Here is a 14,747-nt window from a genome sequence, read left to right as displayed (position 1 = left end):
AGAAAAGTACCGCAACTGATTTGAGTGTAGGAGACATAGAAATGGCTTCATTGAATAAAGTAATGATTATCGGCAATCTTGGCCGTGATCCAGAAACACGTTATATGCCAAGTGGCGACGCGATGACGACGATCGCTGTGGCAACCACAGAAACGTGGAAAGACAAACAAACAGGTGAGAAGAAAGAAGCGACCGAATGGCATCGTGTGACGTTCTTCGGTAAGTTGGCAGAGATCGCTGGCCAATACCTGAAAAAAGGTTCGCAAGTGTATATCGAAGGTTCTTTGCGTACCCGTAAGTACACCGACAAAGACGGCGTCGAAAAATACGCGACGGATATTCGTGCAGATGAAATGAAAATGCTCGGTAGCCGTCAAGGCATGGGCGGTGGCGCAGCGGCGATGGATGATGATGGCGGCTATGGCGCACCAGCACCACGTCAACAACAATACAGCGCACCAGTGCAACAACCACGTCAAGCACCGGCACAGCGCCCAGCGCCAAACTTCTCAGATATGGATGACGACATTCCATTCTGATGGTTCGGTTGTAAGGTAGCGCGCTTGATCAAACCTGATCAGACTCCATCAAGAAAAACAGCACATCTGATGTGCTGTTTTTTTTCGTCCGTATAACACTGAAGCATTCAAACGTTTCATGTTGTTCATGCTATTCGTGCAAGTTGAATTCTGTCATGATGGCGCCTTTCCCAAAAATCTTCTCTTTTTATGCGCGGCATTTTTCCTCGGCGCTTGTCCTTGTCTTCTTTGTGTTGTGGGGTATCTTCGTGCCTGATCTTGCTTCCCACGCTTTGCTTTGCGCAAGAGCAGCCAGCTTCTCAGCACAAGTCTCAACAAAATTCTCAGCAAAATAAGGCCGAGGCACCGCAAGGGCAAACGGTAGAGGTCAAAGCTAACTACGATTCGCGTCGAGATGACACGGCGGCAAAATTCGTTGTACGGCGTGAAGACATTCTGAAATATGGCGATCAATCATTAGTCGATGTCCTGAGTCGACAACCCGGAGTCACTACGGACGGTAAGTCGGTAAGCTTGAACGGCTTTGGTGCGGCATATACCATGATCCTTGTCGATGGCCTTCCGCCTGTGTCCGGCCGTGGCCTCAATGATATCGAACCTCATCAAGTCGAGCGCATCGAAATTATACGCAGCGCAATTGCCGAAATGAGTACGCAAGCGATTGGTGGTGTGATTAATATCGTGCTCAAGCGCAGAATATTGAACGATGCCAGCCAGCTCAAATACCGTTTGGCAAAAAGTTCGCCTTCAAGTGCGGCTCACACAGTGGAGTGGGATTGGCAGAAAAAGTCGGATTCCTATTCGTACATACAATCTTTGCTTTTTAGAGACGCCGATTTCCTATTGCATAGCGCAGCGAGTGCGCTGAATCTTGATGGGGATAATCGTGTTCTGGATAGGGTTGATACATCGGGTAAAGTACACGTTGCGGTAAGTACCATTTCATTCGAGCCTCGTTTCGACTTTAAGAGTGAAAATGGCGATCAGTGGTCGGCGCAATTCGCTTTCAAGCAACAACACGGTAAGATTTTTGGGCCGGAATACTGGCGGGTGGTGAGCGGAGCGCCAGTGGTTGTGCCGCGTGTTGATCAAAATAATACTTACGATGTGCGTAGTGAACATAGCAGGTTGGAGTGGAAACGAGAGCTGGCTAAAGGCTATCTGTTGGATACCCAGCTTTCTGGATCCAGTTTCATGCGCCGCGATTCTGTCGAGCAAATTGGTTGGCCCATCAACGCCCTGACTCCTCTTCGTCGACGCAGTAATGGTTGGGACACCAGCCATACTTGGGTAAGTAGTGGGTCATTGACCAACGACAATATCGCATCGCATCTTTTGAAGTTCGGGTGGGAATTCAGTCGCGGTGTGAATCGTAGTGATAAGAACTACGATGACAAGGAATGGTTTGCTTCTCGTCTGCGAACTGAATCGCTGGCGTGGTTCGCACAAGATGAATGGAAGCTGACACCAACTTGGTCGCAATATCTGGGTTTGCGTTCAGAAGTGTTCCAATCAAAGATAACACAAAGCGATGGTGTGAATGGCAGTCACGTGTCTCGCGTCACTAGTCCGATCGCACAGAGTTTGTGGAAATTGGATACGGAAAATCGTGGCCAGTTGCGTTTCGCCTACGCTCGTACCTTTAAGAATCCAGATCCGCGCTCGATCACAGCGAGTCTGGCGCCTCAGATTAATAACAATACCGCGTGGTATCAGCAGGTCGGCAATCCCAAGCTCACTCCAGAGTTGGCGCATGGGCTTGATCTGGCGTTCGAACATAGTGGCGAGCAACAACTGAGCTTTGCGCTCAATCTTAACCTCAGGATGATCAGCGATTTACATACTCAGCAGTTGTTCAACAAGGATCAGCTTTGGCTGATGCATGAGGTTAATGATGGGCGTGCGTTTAAGCGCACAGTTGGTGTTGAACTTAGTTTTCCTGCGACGCTGATTTCCGATAAGCTCAAGCAGCTCCAATTCAAGAGTAGTGCACAACAAACCCAATCTGATTTCAATTCTTTTGCGGCGGATCCTTCGTTGGCGTGGACTTGTCACGCCTATGCTCTGAAGTTGTCGCTCGATTATGCAGGTGTTGATCGCATCAAGATGGGGATCAGTGATCAATTTCAATCGGCAAGCAATTGTCGCGTCAATCCACTGCAATGGAACAAGTCAGATGCATCGCATCAAATTGATAGTTACCTGTATTGGAACATGCAGCAGCTCAGCGTACGATTGGCAGTCAAGAATTGGCTTGCGAAAAATTCACCTTCCGAAAGCCGTATCAAAACGCAGACGGGTTATGCGATCAGTCGCATGAACTTTCCAAATTATCGCCACATTTCTTTGGAGTTCAATTGGGCGATGTAGTGTGCACAGGGAACATCGGCTTCTTTGCGAAGAGACTTTCAAGCTAATTCGACGCGGTTCCTACCCAAGTTTTTTGCTTGATAGAGGGCCGTATCCGCGCGCTCAAGAATGGAATCGGAAGAGCGGTCGTTGCAAGAAATTTGGGTGATGCCTATGCTGATCGTAATGGGAATGACTCGGTCTTTATCCAGTAACGGTGTGTGCATCACCTTATTGCGGATACGATCCGCGAATGCTTGTGCTGCTGCGATGGTGGTATCTGGCATGAGAATGGCAAATTCCTCACCACCAATACGTCCAATACTATCGACGCGGCGCACCTCGTTTTTCATCAGATGGCTAATGTGTTGCAGCATCGCATCGCCAACTGCGTGCCCGTAGACATCGTTGATGCGCTTAAAGAAATCAAGATCCATCATCAATAGGCAAGTTTGGATTTGTGGTGCACGATGGATGCGGGCGATCTGACGATTGACGTCGTCAATGAAATCGCGGCGCGAAGCGAGTCCGGTCAAGAAGTCAGTGGTCGCCATGGTGCGTAATTCATCTTCGCGCTGCTTGCTTTCCGAGATGTCACGACTGATGCCGAAAATGCCGATGACGGTTTTGCCATCTTCGTCAAACATGGGCCATTTGTTGGTGCTAACCCATCCCATGCTGCCATCGCTGCGGAAGTAGGGATCGATCTTGTTTAACAATGCAATGCCTTTTTGAAAAATAGGAATTTCTTCTTGCATATAGACCTGTGCGGTTTCCAAGGGAAAGATTTCCTTGTCGTGTTTGCCGACCATGTCACGCCAACTTTTATGCCCGGTAATGTCGGCTAATGTTTGACTGCAGTAGCGAATACGACTGGCCTGATCTTTGATGTAGATGAAGTCAGAAGTTGACTCGAGTACCGTGATGAAGTCTTGATTCATTTGCCTTAAGGCGAGCTCGGCTTGCTTGCGTTCACTGATGTCTTCGAGCGCGATAATGAGGGCTGAATGCGCTTGAATGTCGAGCCGGCTCAAGTTGATGCTGAAGCAGTGTTTGCCATCGGCAGAACAAAATTCTTCGGAATAGGGCCGCTGGCTTTCCATGACCTGATTGGCTAAATCTACCAGTGTGTGTTGTAGCAGTTGGAGATGACTCTGTAGCTCGCTGAGCCAGTGTTCTGCTAGATCTGTGATACCTGTCAGCTTCGAGAATGTGCGGTTTGCGTAACTGATGAGAAAGTCGTTCGCCGATTCGGTGGGGCGTATGCAATATAAAACACCGTAGCGCAAATATTCAAGTAAGTTAAAGCAGTTGGCGCACTTACTGAGTTCGTCGTCGAGTTGTGCTGCTGGCACCAGAATGGCTCTGGATTTGGTATCCATGTGTTTGCCCTTTTTATTATTGTGATTGTTTGCTCTCCTTTTTGTAGAATAGGTTTGCTTCGAGGTGCCAGTTTTGATTTGTCTCAAGACTTGATCAGGCTACTCATTGGTTGTGGCGCCTCATTGACGCTTTAAGTCCGGAAAGTCTGCAAATGAATACTCGTCTCGGTATTCTGAATCGCCTTAATCAAGCGGATGCGTTCGAGGATGGTCGATAGTTCGGACAGGTTTTGGGCTCGCAAGCTCGCCAGTAAATCCCAACGTCCGTTGGTGTCATGGATCTCTTCTATACCTGGTTCGCCTAAGAGTTTGGCGATGACCGCGCGCGTTTCATTGCCTTCGACCGCGATGCTGATCCAAGCGCGAATCTCATTCGGTTGCGCATCGGGGCGCAAACGCACGGTGTAGCCGACGATAATGCCATCGTTTTCGAGCTTTTCGATACGGTTATTGACCGTACCGCGCGACACCTTCAATTTATGTGCCAAAGCAGCAATACTGAGTCGCGCATTGGTGCGCAAGAGCGCAATTAATTGTTGATCTAAAGCGTCCATTTTGTTCATTTAGTCAATTGAGGCTTTCATTTTGCCAGCTTTTTGACGAAATTGGTACATTTTTGCCGATTCTGTTTAACATCGACATCCCGTAAGATTCTCCCATCGAATTTGAACTTATCAGCGCAGTTTGCTGAACCCTCTGAAACCAACAAATTGAGTATCAGCTGGGATTAACTAGAGAATGTATAACGGAGACCATCATGTCCACCACATCAACGACTAAAGCGACCACGACCATCACACCACGCCGCGCGGTAACGCAATATTTGAGCGCAGAACGTGTCGCTGAAATCATCAACAAGCGCGGTATCGCTGCCTGTATCACTGGCGTGGCTTCTTATATTAACCAAGATTTCTTGCGTTGGAACGCCTTTGATAAATGCGCTCGTGTCGCTAATCACTCTGATGTCGGCGTGATCGAATTGATGCCGATTGCTGACGATAAGAGCTATACCTTCAAATATGTGAACGGTCACCCAAGCAACTACCGCTTCAATTTGCCAACTGTGATGGCGTTCGGTGTCTTGGCTGACGTTGAGACTGGCGTGCCAGAATTGGTTAGCGAATTGACCTTGACGACAGCGATCCGCACAGCGGCGATGTCAGCGGTAGCGGCACGTGCTTTGGCACGTGAGAACTGCAAGACTATGGCGATCATTGGTAACGGTGCTCAAAGTGAATTCCAAGCCTTGGCATTCCATCACTTGCTCGGTATCGAGACTTTCCATTTGTACGATATCGATTCCGCTGCAACCGATAAATTGGAAGCGAATTTGACGCGTATGGGCGTGAAGACTAAGCGTTTCACGAGTACCAAAGAAGCGGTCAAAGGCGTCGATATCATCACGACTGTGACAGCAGATAAAACCAATGCAACGATCATCACGCCAGACATGATCGAACCAGGCATGCACATCAATGGCGTAGGTGGCGATTGCCCAGGTAAAACGGAAATCCACGCGGATGTATTGCGTATGGGTCCAGTGTTCTGCGAATTCGAACCGCAATCACGTATCGAAGGCGATATGCAGCAAATGCCAGCCGACTTCCCAGTGACGGAATTGTGGACAGTCTTGTCTGGCAAAGTGGTCGGTCGTCGGAGCGCTGACCAAGTGACGATTTTTGATTCAGTAGGCTTTGCTTTGGAAGATTATTCTGCTTTGCGTTATATGCGCGATGCGGCCAATGAATTGGGCATGAACGAGACTTTGTCTTTGATCCCAGCTTTGCCAGATCCGAAGAATTTGTTTGGTTTTATTGCAGCAAATGCACCAGTAGCGGCGAATAGTGTGCGTACGACACCAGCATTTGTTGCGTAATTCTTGTTTGGTTCTTGTGCAATTATTGTTTGATTGTTACGCAATTAGAGTTTTTGAGTAGTACTGTTGTGAAGATCTCCCCTTAAAGTATTGTCCTGTATTTAAGGTTTAGCCCAAGTCGAAGCAGATTTGGGCTATTTTTTTGTCTTTTAATTACCGAAATCGCAGAAAACTCAAAAATATTTAAAAAAACTGCGATTTTGTAAGTATATGTGTCAACCGAAGTTTTCCGGCTCACGTTTTTGGGCTAAGCATCTTCACACAAGAGGTTTGAGAATAGTGAAGACTACCCCCCGAGAGGAAACATCATGATCTACGAAATTCTGGTTCGTCCACCATATAACAAGTTGATGACATCTGATAACTTGATTTGGATCGATAGTGAAATGCCAACCCGCTTTTTTGAGCAATGGTTGAAAGATCATGCCTTGCTAGATGGTGGTGCTCGTTCTCCTATCGTGCGCTGGGGTATCGTACAAACTCAACGTCCTGCACATTTCGAGTTGGCAACGCAAGAAGGTGCTTTGAAGGACAAGATTGCTGAACTCATGGGTGGTGCCGCGCATTTGACAGATTTGCCTGCGTCCGCACGCGATTCCGCGAAAACAGCGGTGTTCCTTGCTGCCTAAGGTTTTTTGAGCTTGCTTGAGATAGAGGCAGTTTGATTGCGTGAGTCTCGATCGAAGCTAAACGATCAGGGAAAAAAAGAGCCTGTCGCATAGAGTGCGAGCAGGCTCTTGTCATTTGTGCAGTATCAGACGAAGCATCAATCGAATATTCTAGGCGAACCGAAACTACTTAAGATTCTGGATAAAAGCCGCCACAAACGATAGTTTGGTTAAGCCTTTCACAGTAGGTCAGTTTGGGCTCTATCCTTTTGTTTTCGGGGTTCGTGAATTTATAAGTCTGCCAAAACGAAGTTTTTGTTTTGGCTAATTCAATGCGTTCTTTGATAAAAGTCTTGCCGTCGATATCGGTGAGATCAATTAAGGTTTTGCCTATCATTTTGCCATTGGCACCGTGGGCGAGCACTTTCCCTTCCATGGTGTAGACCACCACATACAGATCGCGATCGACGAATCGCCCAGCACGGTTACTAATCTCTGCATAGGCCGCACTTTCTCCTTGCGTCTTAATGAAAGTGATCGCGCGTTTCACCATGAACTCGGTTTCGTCTTTGCTGACACCAGATAAGTTCCTATCGTACTTGTAGGTGGCGTACCAAGCACCCAAACCGAGGGCGATGAGTATGATGAGGAGAGTTCTTCTTGCTAGCACGATGCGATTCCAAATTTGTTCCAACTCTTACGACGAAATAAAGTATAGATAAGTTAAGCCGTGCCAAGGCTAACATTATCAAAGTTTGGTGTCGAGAGTTGTTCGCGCGCCGCTATTGAGAATTCCGCGGCTTTAGTTAATTTGGGATTTGAGAGCATTTAAGCGATCCAACTTAGCCGAGTAGATTGCATGATCTTTGCTCGATGTGCTGTTTGATTTCGCCGCATTAAAGTGTTGTTCGGCCAGTTTAACTTCCCCCAAACGAAGATGCGCCATACCGATCCAGAAATGAAACTCGTGGTAATCCGGTGCGCGATCGAGCTCTTTCTGGAAATGCTGCTTGGCGACACGGTAATCCATTTCCTCCATCGCTTTCATGCCCAGTTTAAAAAAGTGGAATGGTGGGAATGGCTGTAGTGAAGCTAAGCGAGTGCTGAAGCGTTTGGCTTCCTCGTCACGCCCTGTTTCTTCCGCAGCTTGAATGATGTTGGACATGGCGACCTTATTACTTGGCTCCAACTGCAGTGCGTGCGATAGGCTCGCGTAGGCAAGTTCTGCTTGTTTGCTCCGCAAATACACGACTGCCAAAGTATTGTAGGGGGCAACGAAGCTCGGGTCGGCATTGATCGCAGCTCGTGCGAATTGATACGCTTGTTCTAGCTTGCCTGCCGAAATACTCTCTGCAGCACGATTATTGAAATACATCGACACAATCGTGTTCTCTGCTATTTCGACTGTGCGTTGACCAGCAGTATCTTCAGGGGGATAAAAATCGATCGTCATCTGATAATTCTTATCCAGATGATTGCGATCATCAAAATGACGTTTTCCTAAGACGATATTGACATGACCAACGTTGAAATAAAGCGCGCCACTACGACTCCACATCTCTGGCACAAACACGTTTTGATAGCTAATATCAAGTCCCATCTCTTTGGCGATCGCAGCAGTCATGATCACTAATGAAAGGCAATTGCCTGAACGGCTGGCGAAAGTTTCGGAGGCATTGCGGGTGTACGAAGAATCGTATTCCAACTTGAGCTGAGCCTTGGTGTAGAGCGCATTAAAAAGAGCTCTTTGATGACTTGAAGAGCGAATCTGTGTGACGATTTCTTTAGCGATGAACTGGCGCATTTCATCACTGACTTGAAAGATCGCTTGAGGATTAGGTGCAGGCGTTGACTGTGCGAATGCCGCATCATTAAACAGATGCTGGGGTACATTGACTTGCACTTTGGTGGTGCTACAGGCACTCAGCAATAAACAAATGGCAAGGCCACACCCGCGCATCAGATGAGTCAGCGAAAAAGAATGTTGGGGCTTCATTTGATCGACTCCTCTTCGAAACTTTGTTTTTGCAAAATAGGCATGAGGGCACGCGAGGCTGGTGGCTCAAGTGACGCTGATGACCTCTTTAGCATAGTGCGAAAAGCAAAGGAGGCAAATGGAAAAGTCGTGAATGGGGTAAATCCGGGGATCAAGTCCCCGATATCTGTCACATTTTTATTAATCGACAAAGTTGTTGTTATGGCTCTGGTACGTATTTGTCGTTAATCGATTGTCGCATCTTACTAATTTTTGTATCCGAATTTGTCTTTTGATTAAGTACGTCACGCAATTTAAGATGGAATCAGCGATGGGCGCTGATGCGTGAGATTGATCAGTCGCCGTACTTCAGGCAAACATGAACCACAGTTGCTGCCGCACGAGAGTTTGCCTTGTAGGCTTTGTAAGCATTGTCTTTTGATCTCACCATGGTCTTGAGGATGGGGATTCTCTGATTGCGTTTCAAAGAAGTCTTGTGCGGCTTTCGTAATCTGTGATTCTTTGACCTGAGCGCAGCTACATATCGTTTTGCTGGCTGGTGCACTTGCTGTACCGGGTTGCCGAAATAAATCCGCACTGCGGGCGACCATACTTTGTGATTGCAAAACTTCAGTTAAGTAAGATTCAGTACGCAAATCACCAGCAAGTGAGAAGGCGCGTAACTGCAAGCCTTGTGGACTCATGAACACTTGCAAATGACGATGCTCATGTCGCAATAGATCGTCGTAGCGCAGGCTGTTGCTGGCGTCGATTTCTATGGCGGATTCAATGGCTTCCATCAGTGCGATTGACGCAGCGTGCTGGTCTGCGGCGCGAAAGCGTAAGCCCAACATTGTGCTATCGGGAACACTGAGTAATGTGCAATGTGCATAAGAGAACTGTTGGAAGTAAGACCGTAATGTTTGTTGCGCCAGAAAAGCACGTTCGCGCGGTAGCATGGCGATGCTGAGATAGCGCCATGGCAGCTCCAGTTTCTCAATGCGCACATGTGCGTATTTGAGTTCGGGTTGATGTGAGATGGGATCTTTCGCATCGCTGCACAGCGTGTTGATGCCGAGATTGATGCCGAGACTAATGCCGAGATTCACGCTCTCTAAAGAATCTCCTTTATCCTTATTTGCAGCGCGATGTGCAGCGGTCTGCTTGCCGCTAACACTCTCCTGTCCCCAATGCATGGGCACAAAAATCTGCCCCGATTGCACTTGTTGACTTGCACGCGCGGCCAGCACCACACTGCCGCGTTCGTTGCGCAAACAAATGTAATCGCCCTCATTCAACATGCGGGTTTGCATATCGCTTGGTGCGAGATAGGCGCAGGGTTCTGGTTCGTGCGAAAACAATGAAGCAACGGTGCCGGTACGACTCATGCCATGCCACTGATCGCGTAGACGGCCGGTATTGAGAACAAAAGGGAAGCGCGCATTGGTTTTGTCGGATGCCGTTTGGTATTCCATCGCAATGAAGCGCGCTTTACCGTTGCTGGTAGCGAATTTAAAGTCGGTATAGAGACGTGCTTGCCCAGTTTGCGCGCCTTCAGGAAATGGCCATTGCTGCGGCCCTCGTGCATTGAGTAATTGATAGGACAGTCCCGTGATATCGAGATCACGCTGATAGGTTGAAGCGCGATGTTCGTTCCAAATTTCTTCAACAGATTGGTAATCGAAATGGATCCGTGGTTTTTGCATACGAGCTGCCAGCGCTTGCGCCACTGAACAAGCGATTTGCCAATCGGCCCGTGTTTCACCAGGACCTTCGATCGCCGCTCGCACGCGCGAAATTCGACGTTCGGAATTGGTCACGGTGCCTGATTTTTCGCCCCATGTGGTCGCCGGTAGTAAGACATCGGCGTAGTCGCAAGTCGCGGTGGTGCGATAAGCCTCTTGTACGATCACTAGTTCGGCGCGTTCCAAAGCTTGGCGTATCCGTACTTGGTGGGGCATCGATTGAGCCGGATTGGTGCAGACGATCCATACGATTTTGATGCGACCCTTGTGCAAGCCTTCGAACAGATCAACCGCGGTACTACCGGCTTGCGCAGGGACGTCGTCGATATTCCATAAGCGAGCAACTTCTGCGCGGTCTTCCGCATTGCTTAAATCACGATGTCCAGAAAGCAGATTCGCCATGCCACCGACTTCGCGGCCACCCATGGCATTGGGTTGTCCAGTCAAGGAGAAAGGACCTGCGCCAGCGCGACCAATCTGCCCCGTCGCTAAATGCAAGTTAATCAGCGCGCTATTTTTGGCGGTGCCACTTCTCGATTGATTCAAGCCTTGGCAGTACAAGGAAAGACTCGCTTTTGCAGTGGCGAACCAACGGGCGGCCTGCAATAAATCCTGCTCGCGGATGCCACACAGCTGCGCCACCTTAGCCGGCGTATAGTTGCGTACGATCTGTTTGAGCGCATCGAAACCTTCGGTGTGTTGACCAATAAAGTCCTGCTGTATCCAGCCTTCCCATAAACAGATGTGCAAGAGTCCATGCATGAGAGCGACATCGGTGCCGGGTTGGATGGCGAGGTGCAAGTCGGCATCTTGGGCGGTCTCGGTGCGACGCGGGTCGACTACAATCACTTTCAGATCTGGATTGTTAGCGCGCGCCGCTTCCAAGCGACGGTACAAAATAGGATGTGCATAGGCGGTGTTCGATCCGGTAATCAAGATACAGTCGGCTTGATCAATATCTTCGTAAGAGCACGGTGGTGCATCGGCACCTAAGCTCTGTTTGTAGGCCGCGACCGCGCTCGACATACAGAGCCGTGAATTGCTATCGATGTTATTGGTGCCAATCAAACCCTTGGCAAACTTATTGAAGACATAGTAGTCTTCGGTCAGCATCTGGCCCGAGACATAAAAAGCCACGCTGTCAGGCCCATGCTCGGCGATGCATTGATGCAGACAATCGGCAATAAAGTCGATACTCTCGTCCCAGCTCGCGGTGTGGCGTGGTGTAGCGCGTTCTCTCCTCAGCTCGGGATACAGCGCTCGCACCTGATGTTGAATCTCTGATTGCGCCGTCAGGTGCAGCGTACTTCCTTTGCTACACAGCTTGCCGAAATTGGCAGGATGATCTGGATCACCACGAACGCCGACGATTTTGTCATCGTCGTGTTCGATGATGACGCCACAACCGACGCCGCAGTAACAGCAAGTGGACTTCGTTTCACGCAGCATAGTCTTCAATCGCGAGTTCAGCCAGTTCGGTGGCGCACAGGTACACATCGCCATTTTCGATACGGGTCTGGAAACTTTGTGTGCAACCGACGTCGGGCGCCGTGGCGCAACCACTGTCGAGTTCGATGGTCCAGCTATGCAAAGGGCAGGCGACTTTCTCACCGAACACGATGCCTTGCGAGAGCGGTCCACCTTTGTGTGGGCAGCGATCAAGTAAAGCTAAGACTTTGTCGTGCGCGGTGCGGAACAGGGCGACATCACAACCTTGTTGGCGTCGGACGACGCGCGCCCCTAAACGCGGAATTTCGTCGATAGCGCAAATGCGTTGCCATTGTTCAGACATAATGATTCTCTCTAAGCTTGAATGGATGAAAATTGACGAACATCGACTTGCGCCGCTTGAGGTTGATGCCAAGGGTCGGCTACACCATCGAGCGCAAATAGAAGTTCTTCGTATAAAGCGCGACGACGTTCAAGATCATTGAGGATGACTTGCTTGACGTAATCGAGTCCCACCCGCGCAATGAAATGCACGGTGCGTTCGAGATACCAGCCCTCCAAACGATATAGTTGCAAAAAGGCGCCGGCATACTCCATCACTTCCTCATGTGTTTTGAGTTTAACGAGGAATTGCGCGACTTCGGTCTTGATGCCACCATTGCCGCCGACGTAGATCTCCCAACCGGACTCGACCCCAATCACGCCGACGTCTTTGATACCGGCTTCAGCACAATTGCGCGGGCAACCTGATACAGCTAATTTCACTTTGTGAGGTGCATACATGCGAGCTAAGGCGCGCTCCAATTGTTGTCCCATTAAGGTGGAGTTTTGGGTACCGAAGCGGCACCATTCACTGCCGACGCACGTCTTCACGGTACGCAAGCCTTTGGCGTAGGCGAGGCCTGACGGCATGCCGAGGTCTTGCCACACGGCCGGCAAATCTTCTTTTTTGACACCGAGTAAATCGATCCTTTGCCCTCCTGTGACTTTCACGGTAGGGATTTGATATTTATCGACCACATCGGCAATACGACGCAATTCAGAGGCATTGGTCTCACCGCCCCACATGCGCGGAATCACCGAGTAAGTGCCATTCTTTTGAATATTGGCGTGCGCACGTTCGTTGATGAAACGTGATTGAGGATCATCCACCGCTTCTTTGGGCCAGGTCGAGATTAAGTAATAGTTCAAAGCGGGACGACAGCTTGCACAGCCATTCGGCGAGCGCCATGCCAAGCTCGTTTGTACTTGTTCAATGCTTATTAAGTGTTGCTCTTTAATGGCAGTGCGTACTGCGGCATGTGAATGATCGGTGCAACCGCACATGGCCTTTTGTTTGGGCGTGGCGGAATAATCGCCACCAGCGGTGAACATAATGATTTGCTCAACCAAGCCCGTACAAGAACCACAGGAAGCAGAGGCCTTGGTATGCTTGCGCACATCATCTAAAGTGAACAAGCCTTTTTCTTTGATCGCCTTGACGATACTGCCTTTGCAGACGCCATTGCAACCACACACTTCGGCATCATCGCGCATGGCAGCCGCTTTAGTGTGACCTTCGTGGCCAACATCGCCGGTATTCGATTCGCCGAACATCAAACTGTCGCGAATTTCGGCGATATTTTTTCCTTCGCGCAGCAGTTTGAAATACCAGCTCCCATCGACGGTGTCACCATACAAACAGGCACCGATCAGTTTGTCGTCTTTGATCACCAATTTTTTATACACGCCACCGACCGGATCGGACAAGATAATCTCTTCGCTCTGATCATTACCACTGAAGTCACCCGCAGAAAAGAGATCGATGCCAGTCACTTTGAGTTTGGTCGAGGTGAGTGAACCTTGGTAACGACCGATGCCGAAATTCGCTAAATGATTGGCACATACTTTGGCCATTTCAAAGAGAGGCGCGACGAGGCCGTAGACCGTGCCGCGATGATTCACGCATTCACCGACTGCATAGATACGCGGATCATAAGTCTGCATGGTGTCATTCACCACGATGCCGCGATGACAGTGCAATCCCGCCGATTCAGCTAAGGCAGTATTAGGGCGAATGCCAACCGCCATCACGACGAGTTGTGCTGGAATTTCGAGGCCATCGTTGAAACGTACGGCGCGCACCTTGCCTTGATCATCGCCCAGAATAGCCTCGGTGTTTTTCTCGAGTAGAAAGTGTAAGCCGCGCTGTTCCAAGGACGATTGCAAGAGTTTGGAAGCGGTGCGATCGAGTTGGCGCTCCATCAGCCACGCTGGTAAATGCACCACGGTCACTTGCATGCCGCGCTGTTTCAAACCATTGGCGGCTTCGAGTCCCAGTAGGCCGCCACCAATCACCACGGCATGCGTATCGGAGCTGCTGGCCGCGATCATGGCCTCGGTATCTTTGATATCGCGATAAGCGACCACGCCTGTTAAATCTTTGCCTGGTACCGGTAGCATGAAGGGGCTGGATCCCGTTGCAATCAGGAGTCGATCGTACTCTGCAGTGGTACCATCGCTCGCGACCACGCAGCGTTTTTGGCGATCAATCTTGGTGATCTCTTTGCCGAGATGTAGGTGTATGCCGTGGCTGGCATACCATTCCAAGTCATTCAGAACGATTTCTTCCAGCGTCTGTTCGCCGGCTAAAACGGGTGACAATAAAATGCGGTTGTAATTGGGATGCGGCTCGGCGCCGAAGACGGTGATGTCATACATGTCCGGCGCTAACTTCAACAACTCTTCGAGAGTGCGTATGCCGGCCATGCCGTTACCGATGAGTACTAATTTCTGTTTCTTCATAGCGATCTTTCTCAGTGCTGCAGATGCGAGTGTGTTGTCA

Annotated in this window: 11 protein-coding genes; 4 read left to right on the top strand and 7 right to left on the bottom strand. The window is 49.4% G+C overall.

The features are described from left to right. The first annotated feature begins 41 nt into the window (after positions 1 to 41). Both ssb and RF679_RS17065 read left to right on the top strand, forming a co-directional pair. Positions 42 to 539 (top strand): single-stranded DNA-binding protein, encoded by a 498-nt coding sequence (gene ssb / locus RF679_RS17070; protein ID WP_309481832.1) that lies wholly within the window; start codon positions 42 to 44, stop codon positions 537 to 539. 258 nt (positions 540 to 797) lie between these two features. Next, positions 798 to 2,909 (top strand): TonB-dependent receptor plug domain-containing protein, encoded by a 2,112-nt coding sequence (locus tag RF679_RS17065; protein ID WP_309481831.1) that lies wholly within the window; start codon positions 798 to 800, stop codon positions 2,907 to 2,909. Positions 2,910 to 2,947: 38 nt separating this feature from the next. Here the strand turns inward: RF679_RS17065 and RF679_RS17060 are convergent, their stop codons facing one another. Together RF679_RS17060 and RF679_RS17055 are read right to left on the bottom strand one after the other, a co-directional pair. Then, positions 2,948 to 4,270: a sensor domain-containing diguanylate cyclase gene (locus tag RF679_RS17060; RefSeq protein WP_309481830.1), complete on the bottom strand. Its 1,323-nt coding sequence runs from the start codon at positions 4,268 to 4,270 to the stop codon at positions 2,948 to 2,950. Between the two features lie 131 nt (positions 4,271 to 4,401). Beyond that, positions 4,402 to 4,824, bottom strand: a complete 423-nt coding sequence (locus tag RF679_RS17055) for an Lrp/AsnC family transcriptional regulator (RefSeq protein ID WP_309481829.1) — start codon at positions 4,822 to 4,824, stop codon at positions 4,402 to 4,404. Positions 4,825 to 5,027: 203 nt separating this feature from the next. Here RF679_RS17055 and RF679_RS17050 point away from each other — a divergent pair, with 203 nt between their 5' ends. Together RF679_RS17050 and RF679_RS17045 are read left to right on the top strand one after the other, a co-directional pair. Continuing rightward, a complete protein-coding gene (locus RF679_RS17050) occupies positions 5,028 to 6,146 on the top strand; it encodes an ornithine cyclodeaminase (protein WP_309481828.1) in 1,119 nt (372 codons plus the stop codon). 308 nt (positions 6,147 to 6,454) lie between these two features. After that, positions 6,455 to 6,775, top strand: coding sequence for a hypothetical protein (locus RF679_RS17045; RefSeq protein WP_309481827.1), 321 nt, complete (start codon positions 6,455 to 6,457; stop codon positions 6,773 to 6,775). A gap of 169 nt (positions 6,776 to 6,944) precedes the next feature. Here the strand turns inward: RF679_RS17045 and RF679_RS17040 are convergent, their stop codons facing one another. The 5 genes from RF679_RS17040 to nirB form a co-directional block, all read right to left on the bottom strand. After that, positions 6,945 to 7,424: a cache domain-containing protein gene (locus tag RF679_RS17040; protein WP_309481826.1), complete on the bottom strand. Its 480-nt coding sequence runs from the start codon at positions 7,422 to 7,424 to the stop codon at positions 6,945 to 6,947. Positions 7,425 to 7,556: 132 nt separating this feature from the next. Next, on the bottom strand, positions 7,557 to 8,750 hold the full coding sequence (locus tag RF679_RS17035; protein ID WP_309481825.1) for a tetratricopeptide repeat protein: 1,194 nt from the start codon (positions 8,748 to 8,750) through the stop codon (positions 7,557 to 7,559). Between the two features lie 293 nt (positions 8,751 to 9,043). Beyond that, positions 9,044 to 11,923 (bottom strand): nitrate reductase, encoded by a 2,880-nt coding sequence (locus tag RF679_RS17030; RefSeq protein ID WP_309481824.1) that lies wholly within the window; start codon positions 11,921 to 11,923, stop codon positions 9,044 to 9,046. Continuing rightward, on the bottom strand, positions 11,913 to 12,266 hold the full coding sequence (gene nirD / locus RF679_RS17025; protein ID WP_309481823.1) for a nitrite reductase small subunit NirD: 354 nt from the start codon (positions 12,264 to 12,266) through the stop codon (positions 11,913 to 11,915). Before nirD ends, RF679_RS17030 begins: the two co-directional genes overlap by 11 nt. An 11-nt stretch (positions 12,267 to 12,277) precedes the next feature. Continuing rightward, positions 12,278 to 14,707, bottom strand: coding sequence for a nitrite reductase large subunit NirB (gene nirB / locus RF679_RS17020; RefSeq protein ID WP_309481822.1), 2,430 nt, complete (start codon positions 14,705 to 14,707; stop codon positions 12,278 to 12,280). Positions 14,708 to 14,747 lie beyond the last annotated feature (40 nt).

It is taken from the genome of Undibacterium cyanobacteriorum, assembly GCF_031326225.1.
GTDB lineage: Bacteria > Pseudomonadota > Gammaproteobacteria > Burkholderiales > Burkholderiaceae_D > Undibacterium > Undibacterium cyanobacteriorum.
The sequence above is the reverse complement of the archived record's forward strand: the minus strand, read 5'-3'. Positions and strand labels throughout refer to the sequence as shown.